This window comes from Arthrobacter sp. Bi26 (genome assembly GCF_918697925.1).
Taxonomy (GTDB): Bacteria; Actinomycetota; Actinomycetes; order Actinomycetales; family Micrococcaceae; genus Arthrobacter.
Genome location: NZ_CAKKMF010000003.1, coordinates 12,951 through 37,294, shown reverse-complemented (window position 1 = coordinate 37,294; position 24,344 = coordinate 12,951). Strand labels below are relative to the sequence as shown.

The 24,344-nt window shown below is 67.4% G+C and carries 15 protein-coding genes and 1 pseudogene; 5 read left to right on the top strand and 11 right to left on the bottom strand.

The genetic code is table 11. The features are described 5' to 3' along the window. Positions 1-104: 104 nt before the first annotated feature. Both LQV16_RS23625 and LQV16_RS01300 read left to right on the top strand, forming a co-directional pair. Positions 105-509 (top strand): annotated as a pseudogene (locus LQV16_RS23625) (hypothetical protein); the annotation flags it as partial. A gap of 150 nt (positions 510-659) precedes the next feature. Then, on the top strand, positions 660-1,175 hold the full coding sequence (locus LQV16_RS01300; protein WP_229992137.1) for a hypothetical protein: 516 nt from the start codon (positions 660-662) through the stop codon (positions 1,173-1,175). Here the strand turns inward: LQV16_RS01300 and LQV16_RS01295 are convergent. From LQV16_RS01295 to LQV16_RS01250, 10 genes are all read right to left on the bottom strand, one after another. Further along, the gene (locus LQV16_RS01295) at positions 1,099-4,158 is read right to left on the bottom strand and encodes a BTAD domain-containing putative transcriptional regulator (protein ID WP_229992136.1); all 3,060 of its coding nucleotides are present in this window, start codon (positions 4,156-4,158) and stop codon (positions 1,099-1,101) included. The genes LQV16_RS01300 and LQV16_RS01295 overlap by 77 nt on opposite strands. A 389-nt stretch (positions 4,159-4,547) precedes the next feature. After that, positions 4,548-5,675, bottom strand: coding sequence for an XdhC/CoxI family protein (locus LQV16_RS01290; protein ID WP_229992135.1), 1,128 nt, complete (start codon positions 5,673-5,675; stop codon positions 4,548-4,550). Between the two features lie 9 nt (positions 5,676-5,684). After that, positions 5,685-6,398: an SRPBCC family protein gene (locus LQV16_RS01285; RefSeq protein WP_229992134.1), complete on the bottom strand. Its 714-nt coding sequence runs from the start codon at positions 6,396-6,398 to the stop codon at positions 5,685-5,687. Then, the gene (locus LQV16_RS01280; protein WP_229992133.1) at positions 6,388-7,674 is read right to left on the bottom strand and encodes a VWA domain-containing protein; all 1,287 of its coding nucleotides are present in this window, start codon (positions 7,672-7,674) and stop codon (positions 6,388-6,390) included. The genes LQV16_RS01285 and LQV16_RS01280 overlap by 11 nt, the downstream gene beginning before the upstream one ends. Beyond that, positions 7,667-8,590 carry a MoxR family ATPase gene (locus tag LQV16_RS01275; RefSeq protein ID WP_229992132.1) on the bottom strand — a complete coding sequence of 308 codons (924 nt, stop codon included), beginning with the start codon at positions 8,588-8,590 and terminating at the stop codon, positions 7,667-7,669. The genes LQV16_RS01280 and LQV16_RS01275 overlap by 8 nt, the downstream gene beginning before the upstream one ends. After that, on the bottom strand, positions 8,587-9,318 hold the full coding sequence (locus tag LQV16_RS01270; RefSeq protein ID WP_229992131.1) for a nucleotidyltransferase family protein: 732 nt from the start codon (positions 9,316-9,318) through the stop codon (positions 8,587-8,589). Before LQV16_RS01270 ends, LQV16_RS01275 begins: the two co-directional genes overlap by 4 nt. Then, the gene (locus LQV16_RS01265; RefSeq protein ID WP_229992130.1) at positions 9,302-10,255 is read right to left on the bottom strand and encodes an XdhC family protein; all 954 of its coding nucleotides are present in this window, start codon (positions 10,253-10,255) and stop codon (positions 9,302-9,304) included. The genes LQV16_RS01270 and LQV16_RS01265 overlap by 17 nt, the downstream gene beginning before the upstream one ends. After that, entirely contained in the window at positions 10,255-12,648 is a 2,394-nt protein-coding gene (locus LQV16_RS01260) for an aerobic carbon-monoxide dehydrogenase large subunit (RefSeq protein WP_229992129.1), read from the bottom strand. Before LQV16_RS01260 ends, LQV16_RS01265 begins: the two co-directional genes overlap by 1 nt. Beyond that, positions 12,645-13,217 carry a (2Fe-2S)-binding protein gene (locus LQV16_RS01255; protein ID WP_229992128.1) on the bottom strand — a complete coding sequence of 191 codons (573 nt, stop codon included), beginning with the start codon at positions 13,215-13,217 and terminating at the stop codon, positions 12,645-12,647. Before LQV16_RS01255 ends, LQV16_RS01260 begins: the two co-directional genes overlap by 4 nt. A 5-nt stretch (positions 13,218-13,222) precedes the next feature. Beyond that, positions 13,223-14,101, bottom strand: a complete 879-nt coding sequence (locus LQV16_RS01250; RefSeq protein ID WP_229992127.1) for a xanthine dehydrogenase family protein subunit M — start codon at positions 14,099-14,101, stop codon at positions 13,223-13,225. A 131-nt stretch (positions 14,102-14,232) separates the two neighbouring features. Here LQV16_RS01250 and LQV16_RS01245 point away from each other — a divergent pair, with 131 nt between their 5' ends. Beyond that, positions 14,233-15,222 carry a LysR family transcriptional regulator gene (locus tag LQV16_RS01245; RefSeq protein WP_229992204.1) on the top strand — a complete coding sequence of 330 codons (990 nt, stop codon included), beginning with the start codon at positions 14,233-14,235 and terminating at the stop codon, positions 15,220-15,222. Positions 15,223-15,316: 94 nt separating this feature from the next. Then, on the top strand, positions 15,317-15,634 hold the full coding sequence (locus tag LQV16_RS01240) for a DUF6457 domain-containing protein (protein WP_229992126.1): 318 nt from the start codon (positions 15,317-15,319) through the stop codon (positions 15,632-15,634). A 215-nt stretch (positions 15,635-15,849) separates the two neighbouring features. On the opposite strand, the gene LQV16_RS01235 is transcribed toward LQV16_RS01240, so the two are convergent. Next, positions 15,850-18,198, bottom strand: a complete 2,349-nt coding sequence (locus tag LQV16_RS01235) for an FdhF/YdeP family oxidoreductase (RefSeq protein ID WP_229992125.1) — start codon at positions 18,196-18,198, stop codon at positions 15,850-15,852. A 582-nt stretch (positions 18,199-18,780) separates the two neighbouring features. On the opposite strand from LQV16_RS01235, the gene LQV16_RS01230 reads away from it, so the two are divergent. Continuing rightward, the gene (locus LQV16_RS01230; protein WP_229992124.1) at positions 18,781-24,267 is read left to right on the top strand and encodes a peroxidase family protein; all 5,487 of its coding nucleotides are present in this window, start codon (positions 18,781-18,783) and stop codon (positions 24,265-24,267) included. Positions 24,268-24,344: the final 77 nt, after the last annotated feature.

Here is a 24,344-nt window from a genome sequence, read left to right as displayed (position 1 = left end):
GAGACTGCAGCGCCCGCAACAATGACGGCGAGCGATTCTGCAGCAATTGCGGAGCCTACCTTGTCTGGCAGCGGACGCCCGCCGAGGCGGAGGAACCACGCCCGATGCCGACAGGCTCGAGCACAAACCTGGATCCAGACGTGACGACGGCACAGCTTCCGATAGTTCCCGGACCGTCGGACACCCGGCACGCTGCATCACCGGTTACTGCGTCCAGGGACCTGCGGAACTCCGTCCCGTCCGGCGGAGCGAAGTCGGGGGCGCACGTGGCGGGCAACGCCCGTGTGGGTGCTCCCGAGAGCATCGGCGGCACGGCGACAGGGGATGCCGCGACACATGGCGCCGGACTGCAAGAGCGCCAACCCGGAAAGGAGGGAGACCACGCTCCATACAAGGCCACACCACAGGCACCGCACGACGAACCTCCGCAGTTTCCGGGCGGCCTCATCTGCCGCCGGTGCGGGGCGGGCAACAAGCCGGACGTGCACTTCTGCCGACAATGCGGGGCCGGTCTCGAGGAAACAGCGCCTGCACCGCCCCTTCCGCCGTGGTGGCAGCAGATCCTGGGCCGCACGAAGCCTCCCGCGCTGCCAGCAGGAACCCGGCCCAGATGGCGGATACAGCGCCGCTTCCCCGTGGGTGCCGTGTCCCTCCTCACGGTGTTGGGACTATTTTGCGGCGTCGCCTACCTTGGCCGGGGCGTGATTGCCGCAGCCATGACGCGCGTGGTGGACGAAATCTCGGAGGAAAAAATTACTGTCCAGGATAAAGATGCGTCGAGCTCCAAACCGGGACGCGGTGCGGACCTGGCCTTCGACGGCTCTGAACGCTCGTGGGCGTCGAGGGGCCCCGCGCAGGCCGGCGTCGACTACCTCAAGGCCGGTTTCGGCCCCCCGTTTCGCTTGACGTACGTAGTCATTTTCTGTGCTGCGTCCGGTGTGGATCAGGACCCCGGCAAGGAACAGAAGCCGGTCAAGGCCGAGATCGTCGCCGTTCGCGGCGATGGAGCTCGAGCGTCCCTCACTGTTGACCTCAGCGGCTGCGAGTCAGGTCCCAAGAACTTTTACTTTGGGGCGGACCAGACCTCGACCGTGATGCTTAGGATCCTGGATTCGGCAGGTCCGACGGACGGACCCGTGTCCGTCGAGGAAGTCCAGTTCTTCGGCCGGCGGTGACTTCTGTGCTGGTACGTGCAGATTCCGCCGGCACGCCCAGAGAATTCAAAATGAGGTCGTATCGCCGTTGCGCGCGTTCCGCCGCAGCCGGATCCCCGAGGCGCCGGAAGGTCTCGACCAGGGTCCGCCATGATTCGTCCCGCCACGGATCGATTTCAACACTCCGGGTGGCGGCCGCGGCGGCATCGGCCGGGTTGCCCAGATGGAGCTCCAAGCCCGCCAGCGACGCCGCAGCCTCGGCGGCCCGCAGGCGGTACCGTTCGCGGGTGGCGCTCACCCACTCCGCGGGGCCATCTTCCGGGAGCACCTCACCGGTGTACAGCTGGACGGCACGGCGGAGCCCTTCAGCGGCGGCAGCGTTGTCTCCCGCTGACCGTGCCAGCGATGCATCATGGATTGTCCGGTCGAAGTCCGCGAGGTCGAACACCGATCCTTTACCGAGCACCAAGGCGTAGGCCTCGCCCTGCCGAATGAGGAGGTGCTGGGCCTCGGCTTGTCCCTCAGGCTGGAGTGCACCCCGCAAACTGGACACACTCACCTGTAACGCATGCTGTGCCGCGGCAGTGTCCAAGTCTGCCCACAGGATGCCCGCAAGCCGTTCGCGGTGAACCGGGCGGCCGGCGTTCAGAGAAAGAATCCGGAGCACCGTCCGTGCCTGGGGCCGCACCCTGGACAAGTTCACGCCAACTCCGTCACTGAGGAGCGCAAATCCGCCGAAACAACCTATCTGCAGGGCCGGCAGGGCTGAGCAGTCCGCTACCTCAACTGCAGGAACGCCGACGTCCCGGTCCGCGAGTTCCGCACGGCCGGCCGCCGGCCCCGGATTGGGCAGGGCGAACCGCGCCGCGAGCGCCGGCGGCGCAGGCAACATCCACGTCCACGGGCGGCACACCAATCCGGCCGACCTGCCGGTCTCGCGTGCCACATTCATCAGTTCGTCGTAGTGCTCCGGCCACTGCGCCGCCACGGCCGCGTAAGCGACCGCCAGCGCGCCGGGAACACCCGCCGCCCGGGCAAATGCCTCCGCGGAACGCGACTCCTCGGCGGCTCCCGGCAGATCCATCGTGGCACTAACGAGGGCCTGCGCCGACTGCGCCCAGGCTTCCAGGGCCCCAGCATCGAGACCTCGGAAACGCCCGGCCAGCGCGTCGAACGCCCGGGTATCCGGGCGTCCCGCCCGCCACTGCATCAGGGCTGCAGAAGCGGCCACCAATGCCGCACCCCACTCGTCACCCCTCTGCTCACAGCTGTCAATGATCGACCGGACGGCGTCCTGAGAACTTGAGGATCCCGGCAGACCGGCTTGGACACCCTGCGCGACGCGGGCAAGCCAGGTGAAACCGCGGCGTTGGGCCTGCCGCTGGACGGCGTCCAGCTCGGCGGCAGGGCCGCTAAGGTCCGCATCAGTGGATTCCGGCCCAAAAACTGCCAGCGCAAGCTGGGCAGCAAGTGCGGCCACCGGTTCGTCGTCGAGCAGTCCGGCACACCGCCGCAGCGGTGGAAGGGCAGAGCATTGATCACCGGCCAGAAGGCAGGCCAGCCCCTTGGCAAGAAATTCCTGGGGCCGGCGGGCGTCGCCCATCGATCGGGCCACGCCGCCAGGATTCCCTCGAGTCGCGTCCCGCAAGCCGCGCGCCGGGCCGGGGCCCGTGGTGGGCGCGCCTCCGGCCCACGATGCGGCCATCAGCTGAAGCTTCCGGGCCAGCGCAAGCCACTCGGGAACGCTGGTCAACGCAGGGACCTGCGCGGCGGTTCTGTAGGCGGCCGCCATGCAGCCGTCGTCGACGAGCCGCCGTGACGTGGCCACCGCAAACGCGGCATCATCTCGCACGGCAGGCCGTGGAACCAGGGCTGCCCATTCGCAAGTGCCAGGCTGTACAGCGGTGCTTCGCGCCCTGTGCAGAAGGCTCCCCACCTTGGCCCAGTCCTGGCCTTCTGCCAGCACCCGCAGTGCCGCGCCGACGTCGCCCTCCTGTTCCAGGATTTTCGCTGTGCGCTCACGCGTACTTTGCGGCAAGCTGTGCTCTGACTCGATCAACGCTGCAACGAAGTATTGACGAAGCACCTCGGGGGCCCGCACCTTTGCACCGCCGTCCTCGCTCGAGATGACACCGAGCTGCTCCAGGCGCCGCAGCAGTTGCCGGCTGTCACGGCGTTCAAGGAGCGCGTCGCAGCGGGACGGAGTGAGTACGTCGAACAGGCAAGTCTGGCGAAGCAGCAGTTCCATGTCCTCCGACACCCCGGCAAGGAAATGGTGTGTCAGGTAGCTCGTGACGTACTGCGGCGCCGGGCCGAGGGACTCGGCCGCTCGCCTTCGTTCGACTTCGGAACGGTTCTTGGTTGCCAGGTGAAAGAGGTGCAACGCAGCGGCCCAGCCATCGGTCCTCTGCACCAGGTTCAGCGTCCCCGCCGAACTCAGGGGCTGTTTGTACATATTCCGGAAAAGTTGGTCCACTTCATTGGCGCGAAAGCGCAAGTCATCACCGGAAACCGTCACGGCAGCGGGGAGCTCGGACCTGGCCAGATTGAACGGTGGCGGGCGGCGGCTGCCCACGAGGAAATGAACCTGTGGTGAGTTCAGTGCGAGTAGCCGCTCAAGTTCCGACTCCGCGGAAGTATGCGCCAGCGCATGCAGGTCATCGACGACGAAGACGAGCGGCTTTTCAAGCCGGCCGGCCAAGAGCTCCAACTCGGCGAAGGACCGGGGGGATTCCTCGTCTGCAGCCATGGCGAGCGCGGCGGCGAATCGGGTGAGCATCCGGCCCGGCTTCGCGTCACGCGGACTCGGCCGGAACCATGCCACCGTGGAGGAGCGATGCGCCGCCCATTGCGCCAGGAGAGTCGTTTTGCCCGTTCCGGGAGGAGCGATCACGAGTCCAAGCCGTGCGCTTGTGGCGCCCTCAATGCACGGGATCAGGCGGGGGCGCAGAAGGCCTTTGACGTCCGGGCCCTTCAGGCAATATCCATGCTGTGTGGCTGCCATACCGTCCTGCTTCCCCCGGAAGGATTGCGTCCCAGCGTGTCTTATAGTCTAGGGCTCATGCGTCCATCGAATCGAGCATCCGGCGGCTTTCCCCGACAAATCGACAGTCCATCCGGGCTGCTGACGAGTCCCGGGGGTCGACGTGCATGAGTGAATCTGCGGGTTCTTCTAATTACGCAGCGAGGGCCGCGGCCACTGGAATCCGGGGGGCGAGCATAGCGTCATAGCCGTCATCATCGCGACGTGGAGGCCAAACCCACCCGGGTGGCCGGTGGCGACTGTCGAATGGCACGGAACGCCGTGTACAGCGTTGCCGCCAGCAGCAGCGCAGCCATCGTTCAGCGCAGGGCGTCGTCCGCAATCATGGCCGGCTGTTCATGGCGGCACGCTCACAACTGCTCGTCGTGATGGATCCGTTCGCCGAGTTCCCGCAAAGGCTCCCCGCTGCCGCTCCACTGCCGGGCGATGAACTCTGCAGCGATGGACACGGCCGTTTCCTCCGGCGTGCGGGCGCCGAGATCAAGGCCCACGGGACTGTGGAGCCTGGACAATTCTGCCTCGCTCAGTCCTGTCTCGCGCAGCCGTGCCATCCTGTCCTCGTGCGTGCGCCTGGATCCCATAGCGCCGATAAACGCGACGGGGCTGCCGCGCAGGGCCACCACCAGGACAGGGATATCGAACTTCGGATCGTGGGTCAGGACGCACAGCACGGCCCGGGAATCCAGCAGTCCTTGGGCGAACTGGTCGCTCAAATACCGGTGTGGCCACGCGTTGACCACCTCGGCGGCGTCGGGGAACCTCGCTGGCGTGGCGAAAACGGACCGCGCATCACAGACGGTTACCCGGTACCCCAGGAAAGCGCCCAGCCGGGCCAGCGCCGCGGCGAAGTCAATGGCGCCGAAGACGACCATGCGTGGCGGCGGCGCGTAGCTGGCGAAGAAGACGCGCATGCCGGTGTCGAGCCGCTCGCCGTCAACGCCGTAGTTCAAGATACCCGTCCGGCCGGCGGCGAGAAGGCCCTGGGTGTCGTCGCCGACGGCGCGGTTGGTCCGGTCAGAGCCCAAGTCGCCTTCCCATCCCCCCGGCCTGACGATGAGGTGCCGCCCCACGCGGTCGGCATCCGGGTGTTCGATGACCGTGGCGACCCCCACGCGGCGCCCGGCGGTAATGTCCTGCGCGACGGCGTCGAGCTCGGCAAAGCGGCGCTGGGAGACAGGTTCAACAAAAATGTCGATGATGCCACCGCAGGTCAGGCCCACGGCGTAGGCGTCGTCGTCGCTGATCCCGTAGCGCACCAGGGCCGGCTCGCCGTCGTCCTTGACCTGGGTGGCCAGTTCGTACACGGCACCCTCCACGCAGCCGCCGGAGACGGAGCCCACGGCCTGGCCGTCGGCCGTCACCAGCATGGCGGCCCCGGGGAGCCGTGGCGCCGATTTGAAAGTGCTCACGACGGTGGCCAAGCCTGCTGTGGCACCCCTTCGCCAGTCGGGCAACATGGCCGCCAGGACATCGCGCATCGCCGCTCCTCAGAGCCTGCCGCAGAGCCGGAGCAGCCGGAACGCTGAACGCCGGCCGGCCCAGTAGGCGACGCACGCCACGACCGCGACAACGCCGAGGACTTTCACCGGGCTGGACAGCTGCTCCGCCGCCATTCCCCTGGCCAGGCTCAGCGCATCCAGGCTGCCGCCCGGCGCGGCCGACGCCGGGACTGGTACCGGGACAGCGGCCGGGGCAGGCTCGGGTGCGGCCGACGCCGGGACCGGCTCCGCGGGTGCTTCGGGGACCGGCGGTAGGCCCTCTGCGAGCATGGCCTGCAGGTTGTTCGCGAAGAGGGTCATCATCTGCTCCGTGACGCTCCCGATTACGCCTTTGCCCATGGCCGCGGCCTTGCCGGACAGCGCGAGATCTGCGCTGACGGACCCCCGTGTGGCCGAGCCGTCTTCGGCCAGCGTGAGGGTGACGGTGGCCTCGGCGGTGCCCTGTCCGCGGGTCTCCTGGGCTTTGCCGCCAAGGACGGCGCGGCGTTCCGAGGCGTTTCTTTCAATGACGTTCAGCAGGCCCTTGTATTGCATCGTCACCGGGCCGAGCTTTACCGTCATGCCCACCTGATACGCCTCATCCGAGAGCTTGTTCAGGATCTTGGCCCCGGGAAGGCAACCGGCCACCCTTTCAAAGTCCATCAGTGTGTCCCACACCTGGCTTATCGGTGCGACCACCGAGAACGTGCTGTTAATTTGCATGAGCTGGTTCCTTGCCTTTCGCTTGTCCGTGCCGGTGGCCTGGTTGCGGGCCGTTACCCCGAATTGCGGCCGCCAGCTCTGCCAAAGCCCGGTAGCTGTGGCCGCTGACGAATGCGTCGCAGTAGGGCAGAGCTGCTGCCATCCCGCCGACGAGGGGCTGGTACTGGGGCGCCGCCTTGCGCGGATTTACCCAGATGATCCTGTGGGCAAGCCGGCGCAGGCGGGCCATCTGCGCCGCGACCTGTTCCGGATCCTCGTAGGCCCAGCCGTCCGAAAACACCACCACCACGGCGCCGCGCGCCAGTCCGCGGCGGCCGTGCTCGTCGACGAAACGCCGGAGGCACTCGGCGATCCGGGTTCCGCTGGCCCAGTCGGGCGCGGAGACGGCGGCGCGGGCCAGGGCCTGGTCCGGATCGCGCAGGGCCAGTTGCCGCGTAAGCCTGGTCAGCCTCGTGGAGAAGACAAAAGCTTCGGCCCCGGCCCCGGTCACAGCACCCTGCAGCAGGGATACAAAGACGCGGGCGTACGGTTCCATCGATCCGGAAACATCGCACAGCAGCACCAGTTTGCGGCGCTGCTCACGGCGGCGGGCATAGAGCAACAGTGGAGCGTCTGTACCGGAGCGACGGGCAGCACGCACTGTCGCCCGGACGTCCAGGCTCGCTGTGCTGTGTGCCGACGTGCGCGTGCGGCGGCTCAGGCGCGGCGGTGTCGCCAGCTGCAGCGCCGCGGCCAGCCGCCGCACCTCGTGTACTTCATCGGCAGAAAGCTCGGCAAAGGAGGTCTCATGGAGGTGTTCGTCCGCGGAAACCATGGCAAGGACGGCCTCCCTGTCGGCGCGGCGGTCCTCCGCGGAGCTGTCCCGGCCGGGGGAGGCCACGCGCGGATCCTGGTCCTTGCCGGCGGCCGTGCCCGCCTCCCGGGTGCCTGCTGTCGCGGGCCTGGTCCGCGGCTCCGCTGCGGGCGGTGCCGGCACTGCCGGGCGGGCCGCCCGGCCCGGTTGTGCGGTGCCGGCATTCGGGCGGAACACGGCTGCGAAGACGGCATCAAACAGGGGCACCTGTTCGCGCGCGGATACGAGCACCACGCGGCAGGTCCAGTAGAGCTGCTCAAGCTGGGTCGGTGGGATCAGGTGGAGCGCCTCGGCCAGCCGTGCCGCCCGGTCCGGCGACGTGGCAAGACCGGCCCTCCGGATTGCCGTAACGAACGCGGCGGACAAGGCTGCTGCCTCGACCCGTGGCGGCGGTGCGGGGGTGGGGTTGTTGTCCTCAGCCATCGGTGCCGTCCACAAGCCAGGCCGCGCCGCGGGAGCCGACGAGTTCAAGGTCATCGCGGTTCTTGACGATTGAGCCCCACGTTTGCTCGGTGATTCCGGGGTCGATCCGTTCCACGCCGAGCACGGCCAGGGCCGAGACCCAGTCGATTGCCTCGGATATCCCCGGGGGTTTGGCGAGGTCCAGCATCCGCAGCCGGGTTATGACGGCCGCTGCCTGGAGCGCCAACGGGCCGCTGCTGGCGGGAACCCGGCGGCGCACGATCTCGGCGATCCGGGCCGGTCCGGGGTAGTCGATCCAGTGGTACAGGCAGCGGCGGGTCAAGGCGTCATGAAGGTCCCGCGTCCGGTTGGAAGTGAGGATCACGATGGGGGGATGGGTGGCGCGGATTGTGCCGAGCTCCGGGATGGTGACGGCGGATTCCGCCAGCAGTTCAAACGTGAAGGCCTCGAATTCGGCGTCGGCGCGGTCGATCTCGTCCAGAAGCAGCACGGCGGGCCGCGGGCCGGGATGTTCCAGCGCCTGCAGCAGCGGCCGCCGCAAAAGGTACTGGGGGGCGAAGAGGTCCGTTTCCGTGACCTCGGTGTCGCGGACTTCGGCCAGCCGGATGCCGAGGAGCTGGCGTTGATGGTTCCATTCGTACAGGGCCTCGCCGGCGTCGATCCCCTCGTAGCATTGCAGCCGGTACAGCGGCGTGTCGAGGAGTTCGGCCAACGCCTTCGCGGCCTCCGTTTTCCCGACTCCCGCCTCGCCTTCGAGCAGGATGGGCTGCGGCAGGCGGACGGCCAGGAACAGGGCCGTTGCGAGTCCGACGTCGGCCAGGTAGTTGGTGCGGTCCAGCGCGGCCATCAGCGACGCCACATCCGGGACCCGGCGCCGCACGTCCTCCTCCGCGCCGGCCCGCGCCGCCGTCGTCATACGGCCCCCTGCAGGCTGTCAAGGACGCGCCTGTAGTCTTCCTCGGTGTCCACGTCCAGCGGGACGGGACCGGGCGTGCGGACCTCGATGACGTCGTCCGTGCGCTGTTCGAGGAGCTTCCAGACTGCCTTGTCCCCGTGCAGGGCAGCCAGGTCCGGCAGCAGGCGCCGGGCAAACGCCAGCGGGTGGCCCACGCCGTCGTCGTAGCGGCACACCGCGATGCCGGGCGAACCGGCACCGGCACCGGCACGGCCAGCACCGGCACGGCCAGCACCGGCAGAGCCAGGACTGGCGGCGGCGGCGGAAGGGGCGGCGGAACCCGTCTGCTCGAGGGCGCCGAGCACGGCCCGGACGCTCGCGGCCCGGACACCGGGCTGATCACCGAGCAGCAGGACCACGGCGTCAGTGTCCGGATGCAGGGCCGCGAGCGCGGAGGCGATGGAGGACGCGCACCCTTCGCCGAAGTCCGGGTTGAGCACCACATCGCAGCCGCTGGTGTCGACGGTTCGCTCTATCTCGGCCGCCGCGCCGCCCAGGGCCAGCACCGTCTGGCTGAAGGAACAGTCCCGGGCAGTTTCCAGGACGGCATCGAGCAGGACTCCGCTGCCGTAGGGCAGCAGCTGTTTGGGCCGGCCCAGGCGCCGGGAGGCACCCGCGGCCAGGATGATTCCCGCGGACCGGCGTCCGGGGCACCCGGCTGTCAGCGGCGGTTCAGGTCGTGAGGGCATAGCGCTCCGGATCTTTGCGGAAGGCGGCCCGGCAGCCGGGCGAGCAGAAGTAGACGGTCATCCCGTTGTGTACCAGGTGCAGCGACGACTCGAGGGCTGGGACGGACATGCCGCACACCGGGTCGACCGCGCTCGCCGGCCCTGACTCCGTGGGCGCCTCCATGCCTGTGGGCGCGGCCGCAGCGGCCGCCGCGAGGGGCGGGGCAGCGCGCCGCGCCTTGGACCGTTCCCCGACCAGCTGGGCCAGGATTGAAAGCGCGATCTCCCCGGGGGTCCGGGCGCCGAGCTGCAGCCCGGCCGGCGTGAAAACCCGCCGCCGCAGGGCGTCGTCGACGTCGAGGGATTCCAGGACGGCGGCGCCGCGGGTTTCGCTGGCCACGAGGGCCACGTAAGGGACATCCGCGCGCAGGGCCGCCTCCAGCGCACCCTCCTCGGCTCTTCCGTGGGAGGCGACGATCAATGCCGCATCATCGCGGCGGGGATCGGCGGATTCGCCATCCGTGAGTTCGACTTCGAGGCCGACGCCGGAGCCGAGCGTCGCCAGGGCCTGCGCCACCGGCGTCGTGCCCACCACCAGGACCCGGGGCGCCGGAATCCGCGGCTGGAGGAAGATCTCGATCGCCCCGCCGCTGAGGCAGGGGTTGGAGACCTCGACGGCGCCTTCCTCCGCGGTGCGGGACGGTTCCCCGGGCAGCACCCGCAACAGGAGCGGTTCCTGGGAGGCCAGAACCTGCAGGCTGTACTCGCGCACCGATGCCTCCACACAGTTCCCGCCCACAAAGCCCTGGATCTCTCCGGTAGGCAGCACCAGGGCCGTGTCCCCGGCGTGGGCGCTCGTGGGACGCTGGGCGCGGACCACCGTGGCGTGGACGAACGGCTCGCGGCGGCTGGCGAGTTCATCGGCCCTGGCAGCCAGGGATCCTGCGGAGCCGGCCATCAGATCGGCGGCCTGGCCCGGCCCTGCATGGCGGCCCAGACGCGGGCCGGGGTGCAGGGCATGTCCACATGGGTGACGCCGAACGGCGCCAAGGCGTCGACGACGGCGTTGACGATCGCCGGCGGGGAGCCGACTGTGGCGGACTCGCCGATGCCCTTCGCCCCGATCGGGTGGTGCGGGGACGGGGTGACGGTGAACCCGGTTTCCCAGTCCGGCACCTCCATGGCCGTGGGGATCAGGTAGTCCATGAAGGACCCGGCGAGGCAGTTGCCGGCCTCGTCGAACTCGATGATCTCCATCAGGGCCATGCCGACACCGTCCGTCAGTCCGCCGTGCACCTGGCCTTCGATGATCATCGGGTTGATCCTGGTGCCGCAGTCATCCACCGCGATGAACCGCCGCACCTTGACCTGCCCCGTGCCGGGGTCGATGTCCACGACGCAGATGTAGGCGCCGAACGGAAAGGTGAGGTTCGGCGGGTCGTAGGTGACCTCGGCGTCGAGGTTCCCGTCCACTCCCTCGGGCAAGGCAACGGTGCCGTGGGCGCCCATGGCGATCTCGGCGATGGTCTTGCCGACGCTCGGGTCGCCCTTGACGAACCAGCGTCCCTTTTCCCACTCGAGGTCCTCGGGGCGGGTCTCGAGCATGGCCCCGGCGATCAGTTTCGCCTTCTCGCGCACCTTCCGGGCGACGAGGGCCACGGCGCCGCCGCTGACCGGCGTCGAACGGCTGCCGTACGTGCCCAATCCGAACGGGGTCTGGTCCGTGTCCCCGTGCACCACCTCGATGTCCTCCGGCGGGATGCCGAGTTCCTCGGCCACGATCTGGGCGAACGTGGTCTCGTGGCCCTGGCCCTGGCTCTGCACCGAGATGCGCACCACGGCCTTGCCGGTGGGGTGCACGCGCAGCTCGGCGCCGTCGGCCATGCCGAGGCCCACGATGTCGAAGTGCTTCCGGGGGCCGGCTCCCACGACTTCCGTAAAGAAGGACACCCCGATGCCCATGAGTTCGCCGCGCTCGCGTTTTTCGGCCTGTTCGCGGCGGAGGTCCTCGTACCCGGCGAGCTGCATCGAGAGCCGCATGGCAGCCTCGTAGTTGCCCGAGTCGTAGACCCAGCCGGTCTTGTTAGCATAGGGGAACTGCTCCGGCTTGATGAAGTTCTTGAGCCGCAGCTCGGCGGGGTCCATGTTCAGCTTGCGGGCCAGGATGTCCACCATCCGCTCCACCAGATAGACGGCCTCGGTGACGCGGAACGAGCAAGCGTAGGCGACGCCGCCGGGCGCCTTGTTGGTGTAGACGCCAGTGACGGAGCAGTGGGCAGCCATCAGGTCGTAGCTGCCGGTGAAGATGGAGAAGAATCCGGCCGGGTTCTTGGTGGGCTGGGCGGTGGCGTTGAACGCGCCGTGGTCGGCCAGCACGTGGGTGCGCAGGGCCAGGATCTTGCCGTCCTTGGTCGCCGCGATTTCGCCCTGCATGATGTAGTCCCGGGCGAACGAGGTCGACATCAGGTTCTCCGAACGGTCCTCCACCCATTTGACCGGGCGGCCGGAGACGATCGAGCCGACGACGGCGAGGATATAGCCGGGGTAGATCCCGACCTTGTTGCCGAAGCCGCCGCCGATATCGGGGGAGACAATCCTGATCTTGTGTTCGGGGATGCCGGCGACGATCGCGAACAAGGTCCGGTGCGCGTGCGGGGCCTGCGTGGTCTCGTAGAGCGTCAGCTTGCCGTTGACGGCGTCGAAGTCGGCGACGGCACCGCACGTCTCCATCGGCGCGGGGTGGACGCGCGGGTACACCACCTCCTGGCTGACCACCACATCGGCGGAGGCGAACACCGCATCGGTTTCGGCTTTGTCGCCCATCTCCCAGTCGAAGATCCGATTGTCTGTCCGGCCCTCGATCTCGTCGCGGATCACCGGCGCGTCCGGGTCGAGCGCCTTGCGGGCGTCCACCAGCGGCGGCAGCACATCGTATTCGACGTCGATCAGCTCCAGGGCGTCCCGGGCGGCGTAGCGGTCCTCTGCCACGACGAACGCGACTTCCTGGCCCTGGAACCGGACTTTGTCGGTCACCAGCACGGCCTGGACATCCGCGGAGAGCGTCGGTGCCCATGCGAGATTCAGGCCCAGGAGGTCCTTGCCGGTGATGACTGCAACGACTTTCGGGTGTGCCAGGGCATTGGTGGTGTCGATGGACACGAGCCGGGCGTGCGCCACCGGAGCCCGCAGGATGGCCCCGTGCAGCATACCCGGCAGCACGATGTCATCCAGGTAGTGGCCCTTGCCGCGCACGAAGCGCGGGTCTTCCTTCCGCTGGATCCGGCCGTAGCCGATCGGGCGGTCCTCGTCGCCGGCGGCCGGGTTCGACGGCCGGTCATGGATGACGGTCATGCCTTCACCTCCGTGGCTGTGTTCGCTGTCTCTGCGGCGACATCCGGGACGGCAGTGTCCGTGCCGTCCAGGACTTCGTCAGCGGCCGCTGCGTCCTCCACTCCAGTGCCGGCAGGATGGGCGGCGGCCCACTGCACCGAGCGGACGATCGTTGCGTAGCCCGTGCACCGGCAGATCTGCCCGGAAATGGCCCGCCGGATCTCGGCGTCGTCCGGGTGCGGATTCTTATCAAGGAGCGCGCGGGCCGTGAGCATCATCCCCGGGGTGCAGAAGCCGCACTGCAGCCCGTGCTCCTCCATGAAGCCCTGCTGGACGGGGTCGAGGGTGCCGCCGGTGGCCAGTCCCTCCACGGTGCGGATGTCGTGCCCCGCGGCCATGGCGGCCAGGACGGTGCAGGACTTCACGGGCTGACCGTCCATCAGGACCACACACGTCCCGCAGTTGCTCGTGTCGCATCCCCAGTGCGTACCGGTGAGGCCCAGGACCTCGCGGATGTAGTGGACCAGGAGCACCCGGGGTTCAATCTCGCTCGTGACGTCGGTGCCGTTAACGGTCATGCTGATCTGCATCGGTTTCAGCCTTCCTGCATCTGGGCGGCGCGGGCACAGGCCCGCCGCAGTACCCGCCGGGTGAGCTCATCGGCGAGATGCCGTTTGTAGTCGACCGGGCCGCGCTGGTCCGCTACCGGATCGCAGGCCGCCGCTGCCAGCCTGCCGGCCTCGGCGAACAGCTCCTCGTCCGGATGCCTGCCGCGGAGCGCCGCGGCGGCCTCGGCCAGCGGGTGGTCAAGGCCCAGCGCAGTGAGTCCGACGGCGGCGTCGTCGACGGTCCCGTCCGCGGCGAGGGTGACTGCGGCGCCGGCGGCACCGACTGCCCAGTCGCCGACCCGGCGTTCGACCTTTTCATAGGCGCTGCCCGAGCGGGGGCGGATGCCGAACCTGAGTTCGCAGAGCAGCTCATCCTGTCCGACCGCGGTTTCATAAGGTCCGCGGTGGAACTCGGACATGGACAGGATGCGCTCGCCGCGTGGCCCGCGGATGACTGCCTCGGCGGCCAGGACATCACAAACGGTGGAGAGGTCCTCGGCGGGATCGGCCTGGCAGAGGGAGCCGCCGATCGTGCCGCGGTTGCGCACCACGGGGTCGGCGATCACCAATTCGGCGTCCCGCACAATGGGGAACAGCGCGGCGACCTCGTCCGACTCCAGCAAGGTGGTGTGGCGCGTCATGGCGCCCACCCTTAGCTTGTTGCCGTCACGGAGGATGAAATCCAGCTCGTAGAGGTCATTGATGTCGATCAGCCATTCGGGCCGGGAAAGGCGAAGCTTCATCATCGGCAGGAGGCTGTGGCCGCCGGCCACCACCCGGGATTCGGGGCCGTACCGGGCGAGAAGTTCCAGGGCGTTGTCCACGGTGGTGGCGCGCACGTAGTCAAATGGAGCCGGAATCTGCATAGTCCCTACCTCACTCCGAATGGCCGGCGGCATGGTGCAGCGGCTGCTTAGCGCCGGATTGAGGTCAGTCTTGCCCCGGCCTGAGTGGGCTGTCAATATCGTCATAAGCGAAAGGTTATGAAGCCGTGGCGATGACATTGGGACAGTTGCGGACGTTCGCCCTGGTGGCCAAGCTGGGCTCTCTTCACGCCGCAGCAGTCCACCTCGGAGTCAGCGAACCGGCCGTTTCGACGGCGCTTGCCGCACTCAGGCAGGATCTGGGCGACCCGCTCTTCGTGCGCGCCCACGGCGGGATTGCGCTGACTCCCGGCGGCCGGGCCCTCGCCGAACACGCCCAGGACATCGTGGGACTGGCGGATCAGGCCCGGTGGGAGGTGGCGCATGCCCAGACCGAGACCGGACGCCTGAATATCGTGGCGACGGCGCCCTTTGCCGAACACGCGGCCGGGCGCCTGCTGGACCTTTTCACCCGCCGGGTTCCCGGCGCCTCCGTCGACGTGGTGGTGGAGGAGGCCGAGGACATTGCCTCGCTGATGCGCGAACGCGTCTATGACATCGCCTTGGGAGCCCGGCCCGCCGTCCGCAACGGCGGCCTTCCCAACAGTACTGGCGACCTCGGCATCGACTCCGCCCCGTTCCTGCGGTACCAGCGGATTGTTGTGGCGGCCGCCGGGCATCCGCTCGCCGCCCTCCACGGACCGGTAGCGCTGGCTGAACTGCTGCGCAGGCCCTGGTTTGCCGGTCCCGCCGGCGTCCAGGCGGCCAGCGAGGAGGGCCGCTGGCTGGCGTCCCAGGCAGTGGCGCCGGAGATCGTCCGGTTGAGCAGCGAGACAGAGGCGCTCGCCGCCGTCAGGGCGGGCGAGGGAACCATGCTGGCGCTGGGCCATATTGTGCGGGCTGAAATTCGCAGCGGCGCCCTGGTCCGCGTGCCGGTGGCCGGAACGCCGGTCTCCGGACTTTGGTGGGCCAGTACCCTGGACCGCCGCCGGGCCACCACCATGGCGCGGACCCTGCAAAGGTTTGCCGGCACCGCCGACGCCACCGCGGCCATGGTCGCTCCCGGCGGTTCGCGGGGGCTGGAGAGGCGGGGGTCCAAGTTCCACGTGGCGCTCTGGAGCTGAGGCGCCTGCCGCTGTGTCGCGTTGCACAACGCCCGGGCGGGTGCTACCCCTTGAGGGGTTAGACGATCCATTCACCCTGCGAGAAGGAGGAGCAATGACGTTGTCCCGAGACGAAGACAGCTCGCTGCGGCATTGGAGCAGCCGGCTGATTCAGGCGCTGCAGATCCTTGACCTGGAAGTCGACCACGAAAAGATCGTCCAGGTCGCGGACGAATCCGTTAAAGCCGTCGGGCCGCATGCGGACGCCATCAGCGCGTTCATTGTGGGCTACGCGGCCGGTACCGCGTCCACCAACGGCCGCAAGGGCACGCAGGAGGCCGTGCACGCCGCGTCGAACAAAGTCATTGAGCTCTGCGAGCACGGCGAGTCCGGCGGCCCGGACGAGGAAGGCTGGGCCAAGAGGGCCCAGTAAGGCAGTAGCGCAGTAGCGCAGTAGCGCAGTAGCGCAGTAGCTGAGTCGCGCAGTAACTGAGTAACGGAGTAGCGCCCGCGCCGGCAGCACGGGACATGCTCCACGGTGGGGCTCAGGGATGGGCATGCTGGTGTCATGTCCAGTCGCCGGGGCCGGGGTGGGGCAGGTCCCGTGGCCCCGGCCCCGGCGACTGGCGTGTGCCTAGCGGCGTGTGCCTAGGGTGAGGCCACCCCGGCAGGGAGTGTTGCCGCGCCGTCGGGCGTCTGGTCCAGGCTCGGCTCGAGCCGGATAATGACCGCCTTCGAAACCGGAGTGTTGCTGCCCTCGGCCGTGTGGTTCAGCGGCACCAGCACGTTGGCCTCGGGGTAGTAGGCGGCCGCGCAGCCGCGTGCCGTGGGATACGACACCACGCGGAACTTGCGCACTATGCGTTCCTCGCCGTCGTCGTGCACGCCGCGGATGTCCACGTACTGCCCGTCCGCAAGGCCGAGTTCGGCGATGTCGTCAGGGTTCACGAACACCACATGGCGGCCCTTCTTGATGCCCCGGTAGCGGTCGTTGTGCGAGTAGATGGTGGTGTTGAACTGGTCGTGGGAGCGCATGCTCTGCAGGATCAGGGTTCCCTCCGGCCGCTGGACCAGTTCGAGATCATTGGCAGTCAGCACGGCCTTGCCGGTGGGCGTGGGGAAGGTGCGGGAGTCGCGGGGACCGTGGGCGAGGACAAATCCGCCTTCCTGCCGGATCCGTTCGTTGTAGTCCTTGCAGCCGCCCACCACCCGCGAAATGTGATCGCGGATGAGGTCGTAGTTCTTCTCAAACCCGTCCCAGTCGGCCTTGATCTTCTCGCCCACCAGGAGTTTGCCCAGCCGGCTCACGATGGCCGGCTCCGAGAGCAGATGATGGGACACCGGCTCGACGCTGCCCCATGACGGGTGCACGGCGCAGACAGTGTCCTCCACGGAAACGAACTGGGGTCCGGATTCCTGGATGTCGATCTCGGTCCTGCCCATCGTGGGGAGGATCAGCGCCTCGCGGCCCGTCACAGTGTGCGAGCGGTTCAGCTTGGTCGAGATCTGGACTGTCATCTCCGTGTTTCCCATGGCAGCCACGGCGGCATTCGTGTCCGAGATGGCACCCACAAGGTTGCCGCCCAGGGCGACGAAAACCTTGATCTCGCCCGCGCGCATCTTGTTGATGGTCTCGACGGAGTCCGTGCCGTGTTCGCGGGGCGGTTCGAAGTCGAACTCCTTGCCGAGGGCTTCCATAAAGGACTGCGGCATCTGCTCCCAGATGCCCATCGTGCGGTCGCCCTGCACATTGCTGTGCCCGCGGATGGGAGAGGCGCCGGCGCCCGGCTTACCGATGTTGCCGCGCAGCAGCAGGAGGTTGATGATCTCCTTGATGGTGGCGACAGCCTTCTTCTGCTGCGTGATGCCCATGGCCCAGGTGATGATGACTTTGTCGGCCTTGAGGTAGCGGGCGGCGAGCTCATCGATGTCCTCGCTGCGCAGGCCCGTGGCTTCGAGCACCGTGCGCTCATCCAGCCGGGCCAAGTGCTCCTTAAGCTCCTCGAGTCCCTCGCAGTGTTCGGCCAGGAAGGCGTGGTCCAGAACCGTGCCGGGGTTCTTGGCCTCGGCCTCGAGCACGCGCTTGGACACGGCCTGCAGCAGTGCCATGTCGCCGCCGATCCGGATCTGGAGGAACTGGTCCGCGATCTGCGTGCCGTGGCCGATCACGCCCTTGACCTCCTGCGGGTTCTTATAGCGGCGCAGGCCGGCCTCGGGAAGGGGATTGACGGCCACGATCTCACCGCCGCGGTTCTTGCACGCCTCGAGTTCGGTCATCATCCGGGGGTGGTTAGTGCCCGGGTTCTGGCCCATGACAATGATCAGGTCGGCTTGGGCGTAGTCGTCGAAGCTGACGGTCGCCTTGCCGATGCCGATGGTCTGGCCCATTGCCCAGCCCGAAGATTCATGGCACATATTGGAGCAGTCCGGCAGGTTGTTGGTGCCATAGCCGCGGACCATCAGCTGGTAGAGGAAGGCGGCCTCGTTCGACGTCCTGCCGCTCGTGTAGAACGCCGCCTGGTCGGGGGAGTCCAGCCCCTTGAGCTTGTCGGTCACAAGCCGGAGCGCCTCATCCCAGCTGACCGCCTTGTAGTGGTCCTCGCCGGCGGGTTTGTATACCGGTTCCGTGAGCCGGCCCTGCATGCCAAGCCAGTACTCGGACCGGCCGCGCAGTTCGCTGACGGAATTCTGGGCCCAGAAAGTTTCGGGAACCACCACCGGGGTCGCCTCCCAAGTCACCGCCTTGGCCCCGTTCTCGCAGAACTCGAACGCCTTGCGGTGGTGCGGGTCCGGCCACGCGCAGCTCGGGCAGTCGAAGCCTTCCTTCTGGTTCATGGCCATGACGGTCTTACGGGTCCGGTTCAGCCCCATCTGCTCGATGGCCGGCTTCATGGAGTGGTACACGCCCGGGACACCGGCGGCCCAGCTCTTCGGCCCGTCCCCGACTACGAGATCCTGCTCCGACGGTTCCTCGATGTGAGGAGTCTTGCGAGTCACGTGAACTTCCCTTCCTCAACCACCGTCCGGAGGGGGCGGCGTGCTGATCTGCCACTATGCACCATACCTTCAGGCCTATCAGCTTGATCGGAGCGCCGCAAGCAATTGGCCGGGGCCCTGTCCCGAGTGCCGCCCGGCACCGTGCGCACCCCTTATACCACCGCCGTCTTGGCGCGTGCTGGGGACCTGCTGTGCGCCGGCCTCAGGTAGCAGAGGCCAAATATTCGGGTCCTGCAGGGGTAGCCGTTACCCGGCTGTTATTCGCCGACAGCACGCCCGCGCCGTAGTTCCCGCGTAGGCTACGTTGCCGCCGTCGACCTCGGGGCGAGTAGCCCAAAGCGTCGGTGCGCGTATTTCAAACCCGCGATCCCGGTGGCCGGAGGCCCCGAAAAACGCCGGACCGTGGTCCGGATCCTAAGTTACCCACCCGTCCCAGTTTTCCCCAAGGAATCACCAAGCACTGTTGCACCATCACTCACTCTAAGAGGCAGGTGTGCAATGAATTTGTTCGCATGCAGGAAGGTTGGCGGCCAAAGACGTGTCTTTAGCCGGTCAACCCGGGCAGTAGCGGCAGGGACAGCGATGACCCTGCTCAGTTTTGTCGGACTCACCGCAACGGCGCCTGGCGCCAGCGCCGTGCAGGCGCCGGTCGGCGCAGGCTTCACCATCACCCCGTCCGATCTGGCCTTTATTCTCAAGCAAATCAAGATCGCCGAGGCCCACGTCGCCAACACGACGTCGGCAACCGGCCCGTGCGGTGCCCTGATTGGCACCGGCCCCAACCAAATCCCCAGCCCTCTCGTCTCCCAGGGCCTGCGGACAGTGGACGGCTCGTGCAACAACCTCCAGCCAGGCCAGGAAACGTTCGGCGCTGCTGACCAGACGTTCCCGCGCCTGGCCACGCCCGTGTTCAAGGCCGCCGAGGCTGTACCCCCTGGCTTCGGCCCGGCAGGCTCGACGAGCTACGCGCAGAAGAAGGGCAACGTTTTCGACTCCGAGCCCCGCACCATCAGCAATCTGATTGTGGACCAGACCTCCACCAACCCCGCCGCCGTCGCAGCGGCCGGCAACCCGGTCAGGACGCAGGGGAATACGGGCGTCGTGCCGTGCACGACGGATCCCCAGCCTAACGCCACACCTCCGGTCATTGAAGTTCCTGCGGGCTGCGTGCCGTCGCATCAGACCCTGTTCATCCCGAACGTCACCACGGACGTCGGGCTTTCCCCGCCCTACAACTCGCTTTTCACGCTGTTCGGGCAGTTTTTCGACCACGGCGTAGACCAGACGGTCAAGTCCGGCGGCACTGTCTTCGTTCCGCTGAAGGCCGATGATCCGCTCATCGCCGGCCCGGACCACATCCTCGGCAACGCCGACGACCTGGCCCCGCAGCTGCGGTTCATGGTGCTGACCCGGGGCCAGAACCAGCCCGGTCCGGACGGTGTCACAGGCGACAACCCCGCCACCGCTGCCGACGAGAGTGCTGACGATATCCAGAATGCGACCAACACGGACTCGCCCTGGGTTGACCAGTCCCAGACCTACACGTCCCACTCATCCCACCAAGTGTTCCTGCGGGAGTACATCAACAACGCCGCCGGCAGGCCGGTCTCCACTGGCAAGCTGCTCGGTGGCGCAGCCGGCCCGACGGCGAACGGCATGGCCACGTGGGCCACGACCAAGTCCCAGGCGGCGATCTTCCTCGGTCTCAAGCTCGAGGACAAGGACGTCACCAACATCCCGATGATCGCAGCGGACGCGTATGGCAAGTTCATCCCCGGACCCCTGCGCGGGCTGCCGCAGTACGTCACCCAGACCGGCCTCGTAGAGGGAAACACGGTCACGCCCGTGCCGGTGCCGGCAAACGTGCGGTACTTCGACACGCCGTTCCTGACGGACATCGCGCACAACGCCGACCCGTCACCGCGGGACGCTGACAACAACCCGGCCACGCCTCCCGTAGCGCCCACCCCGGACGCTGACAACACGGCCTCGGCAGATTTTGCCAACCAGCCGGCCGGGACCTACGACGACGAGATGCTCAATGCGCACTTCATCGCCGGTGACGGGCGGGTCAACGAGAACATCGGTCTCACCACCATCCACCAGATCTTCCACTCTGAGCACGACCGTCTCGTCGGCAATATCAAGACCGTGCTGACGAACGATACTTCCGCCAGCGGCACGGCGGCTCTGGCCCAATGGCAGTTGGCGGCCGGTGCAGACGGCTGGAACGGTGAGCGCCTCTTCCAGGCGGCACGGTTCATCACCGAAATGGAATACCAGCACCTGGTCTTCGAGGAATTCGCCCGCAAGATCCAGCCTGCGATCAACCCCTTCGAGCCGTTTGCGTTCACTCAGACGGAGCTCAACCCGGCCATCAAGGCCGAGTTTGCCCACGCCGTGTACCGCTTCGGTCACTCTATGCTCACCGAGACGATCTCGCGCAGGAACGAGGACCGCCCCGGTCCGGACAACCAGTTCGGCACCTCCGATGACATCTTGGGGAGTCAGAACGACATCTCCTTGCTCAACGGGTTCCTCAACCCTCCGGAGTACACCAATGGCGGCCCTGCCGGTTCGCTCACCTCCGAGGAGGCTGCGGGCAGCGTCATCATGGGTATGTCGGATCAGGTCGGCAACGAGCTCGATGAGTTCGTGACCGACACGCTTCGCAACAACCTGCTGGGCCTGCCACTGGACCTGCCGACGATCAACATGACGCGGGCCCGGTCCGAGGGTATCCCGCGGCTGAACCAGCTTCGCCGGGAGATCTTCAACTCGACGAACGACGCCCAGTTGAAGCCCTACACCAACTGGATCGACTTCGGGGAGGGCCTCAAGCACCCTGAGTCGCTGACTAACTTCGTGGCTGCCTACGGTCAGCACCCGTCCATCACCGGCGCGACGACGCTGGCGGGCAAGCGCGAGGCTGCACGGTTGATCGTCAACCCCAACCCCATTGCTGGTGATGTCGCCCCTGCTGACGCCGCGGCGTTCATGAACAGCACGGACGCCTGGGCCAACAACGGCACCCAGTCGATCACCGGCCTCGACAACGTCGACCTCTGGGTCGGCGGACTCGCGGAGCAAACGGTTGTGTTCGGTGGCCTGCTGGGCAGCACCTTCAACTACGTGTTCGAGAACCAGCTGACCGAGCTGCAGAACGGCGACCGCCTCTACTACCTGGCCCGCACCCCGGGCATGAACCTGAGGACGCAGCTCGAAGGCAACTCGTTCTCCGAACTGATGATGCGCAACACGAACGTTCGCAGTTTGAAGGCCGATGCATTCGCCACGGCGGACTGCAAGTTCGAGCTGAAGAACCTTGCCGGCACCGCTGCCGGCTTTGCGTCCTTCGGAAACACCGTAGCGGACGACCTGCAGTCGGAGTGCAGCGAGCCGGCTTTGCTGATCCGCATGTCCGACGGCACCATCAAGTACCGTGCGCGGAACACCGTCGATCCCTCCGGGATCAACGGCCAGAGCGTCTACAACGGCACTGCCGGCGTGGACCGCATCTTCGGTGGTAACGACAGCGACACCTTCTGGGGTGGACTCGGCAACGACATCATCGAAGGTGGTGACGGAGCCGACGTCGCGCTCGGTGGTGAAGGCAACGACATCATCACCGACCTTGCCGGCGACGATGTCTTGAAGGGCGGTCCCGGTAACGACGCAATCGACACCGGACCGGGCCTGGACATCATCATGGGCGGTGATGGCAAGGACTTCACGAACGGTGGTGCCAACGCCAACGAGACCTTCGGTGGTGAGGGTGACGACTTCATCATGCTCGGTCAAAGCCTTGACGCCGCCTTCGGCGACAGCGGCAATGACTGGGAAGAGGGTGGTGATCAGCCGGACCTCATGCAAGGGGACAGCGGCAACCTGTTCTTCCTGGACGACTCCCAAAAGCCCGGACACGACATCCTGATCGGACAGGGCGGTGACGACGACTACGACATGGAAGGCGGCGATGACGTCGGTGTCGCAGGTCCGGGCATCGAGAAGGTCGCTGGCGCTTCAGGTTATGACTGGGAAATCGGCGTCGGTGATCCACAGCCGCAGGACCTTGACTTGGCTCTCCCGATCCCGCCGCTGGATATCCTCCAGGTCGGCGTCAGGGACAAGTTCAACGAGGTCGAGGCGTTGTCCGGCGCGGAACTCAACGACACCATCCGTGGTGACAGCGTGGTTCCCAGTGCCGTGGGTGGCGCCGGGTTCATCGGGTGCGACGTGCTGGACCAGGCGGGCCTTGACCGTATTGCCGGTCTTGATGCGCTGGTGCCGGCGTTGAACACCCCGTTGGCTACCGTCGTGGCCCAGTCGGCATCGGGCGACTGCCCGCTTCTGAGCGGCGCGAACGTCTGGGGCGATGGCAACATCCTCCTTGGCGGCGGCGGCAGCGACCTGATCGAGGGACGTGGCGGAGACGACATCATCGACGGTGACGCCTACTTCAACGTCCGCCTGAGCGTCAGGACGAACGCAGCTGACCCGTCGACGGAAATCGGCAGTGCAGCGGTGACCGGATCCGGCCAAAGCGCCATGGCCAGCCGGTATCTTCGTGACGGCGCCGGTGCGCTTACCGGACCGACACTTCAGGAAGCCGTCTTTGCCGGCACCGTCGACCCCGGAAACATCGTGGCCGTCCGTGAGATCCTGACCGGCTCCGGCGGATCCGACAGGGCCGTCTTCACCGGCCCGCAGGCCGACTACACCGTCACGACCACCCCTGCCGGCGCCACCCTGGGCTCGGCAGGCTCGACCACTACGGTGGTTGACAACGTCGGCGCCGATGGCACGGACACTGTCCGCAACATCGAGCTCCTGCAGTTCTCTGACACCGTTGCGCCCAACGCTCCGGTCATCGGCACGGCAACCGCCGCCGCCGGCCAGGCCACGGTTAACTGGACGGCTCCGACCGTCGGAACGGCCAGCGCCTTCTCCGTGAAGGTGCTCGACGTGACGACGAATCCGGCCGGCGTCCAGGTCGGTGCCCTGCGCACCGCCCCGGCAGGCGCCACCAGCCTGGTGGTGACCGGCCTGACCAACGGATCGCAGTACAGGTTCCAGGTTCTGGCCAACAGCGCCCTCGGTGACAGCCCGTTCTCGGCGCTGTCCAACACGGTGAGCCCGACGGCTACCACCGCACCGGGAGCGCCGACCATCGGGACGGCCACGGCCGGGAACGCTTCGGCGTCCGTGACCTGGACCCCGGGGTCCACCGGCGGATCCCCCATCACGGGTTACAGAGTGAGGGCCTTCGCCGGAACTGCCTTGATAAGTACGACGGTCACCGGAAACGTCGGAAACGTCGTCGTCACCGGCCTCACCAATGGGACGGCGTACACGTTCGACGTCGCCGCCGTCAACGTGGCCGGTACGGGCGGATTCTCGGCCCGCACGGCAGCGGTGACACCACGGACGGAATTCGTGGCTCCCACCGTGACAGCGCGGACACCGGCATCCGGTGCACTCTCCGTCAGCCAGACGGCGAACCTGACGGCAACGTTCAGCGAGGCGGTGACGGGAGTCAGCGGAACCACGTTCCAGCTGCGGCTCGGCACCACGGTGATCCCCACCGTCGTGTCTTACAACACGCTCACCCGGGTTGCGACTCTGAACCCGGTCGGCACGCTGTTGGCGGACCGCGTGTACACGGTGAACCTCGTGGGGATCCGTGACCTCGCGGGCAACACGATGGCGACCAGCACGTGGTCGTTCACCACGGGCCCCAACCCGACCATCACCGCCACGACTCCCGTCGCGGGAGCCACAGGGGTGCTGCGCAACAGCAACGTGACCGCCACGTTCAGTGAGGTCATTACCGGCTTCGCAGTTGCCGGCAAGGTCCGGATTGAACGGGTCTCCACCGGGGCGGCGGTCGCTTCGGCGATCACGTTCAACAGCACCACCAGGGTGCTGACGATCAACCCCGGAACCAGCCTCCTCGCGAACACCCAGTACCGGGTCACCGTCACCGGTGGCACCACTGGCGTCCGCGACCTGGCCGGTAACCCGATGACAACCCGTATCTGGACGTTCACCACGGGCGCAGGGCTGTAACAGCAAGCAGCACTGCAACAGCACGACGAGATCGCCGGCTGGCGGACCCACAGCGGCCCGCCAGCCGGCTTCCTCAA

Bases quoted from the DNA above. Each gene is read 5' to 3' on its own strand.
- LQV16_RS01255 (WP_229992128.1), bottom strand. From the start codon at position 13,217: ATGCAGATCAGCATGACCGTTAACGGCACCGACGTCACGAGCGAGATT.
- LQV16_RS01295 (WP_229992136.1), bottom strand. From the start codon at position 4,158: ATGGCAGCCACACAGCATGGATATTGCCTGAAGGGCCCGGACGTCAAA.
- LQV16_RS01250 (WP_229992127.1), bottom strand. From the start codon at position 14,101: ATGCAGATTCCGGCTCCATTTGACTACGTGCGCGCCACCACCGTGGAC.
- LQV16_RS01280 (WP_229992133.1), bottom strand. From the start codon at position 7,674: ATGGCTGAGGACAACAACCCCACCCCCGCACCGCCGCCACGGGTCGAG.
- LQV16_RS01265 (WP_229992130.1), bottom strand. From the start codon at position 10,255: ATGGCCGGCTCCGCAGGATCCCTGGCTGCCAGGGCCGATGAACTCGCC.
- LQV16_RS01285 (WP_229992134.1), bottom strand. From the start codon at position 6,398: ATGCAAATTAACAGCACGTTCTCGGTGGTCGCACCGATAAGCCAGGTG.
- LQV16_RS01240 (WP_229992126.1), top strand. From the start codon at position 15,317: ATGACGTTGTCCCGAGACGAAGACAGCTCGCTGCGGCATTGGAGCAGC.
- LQV16_RS01290 (WP_229992135.1), bottom strand. From the start codon at position 5,675: ATGCGCGATGTCCTGGCGGCCATGTTGCCCGACTGGCGAAGGGGTGCC.
- LQV16_RS01245 (WP_229992204.1), top strand. From the start codon at position 14,233: ATGACATTGGGACAGTTGCGGACGTTCGCCCTGGTGGCCAAGCTGGGC.
- LQV16_RS01230 (WP_229992124.1), top strand. From the start codon at position 18,781: ATGACCCTGCTCAGTTTTGTCGGACTCACCGCAACGGCGCCTGGCGCC.
- LQV16_RS01260 (WP_229992129.1), bottom strand. From the start codon at position 12,648: ATGACCGTCATCCATGACCGGCCGTCGAACCCGGCCGCCGGCGACGAG.
- LQV16_RS01275 (WP_229992132.1), bottom strand. From the start codon at position 8,590: ATGACGACGGCGGCGCGGGCCGGCGCGGAGGAGGACGTGCGGCGCCGG.
- LQV16_RS01270 (WP_229992131.1), bottom strand. From the start codon at position 9,318: ATGCCCTCACGACCTGAACCGCCGCTGACAGCCGGGTGCCCCGGACGC.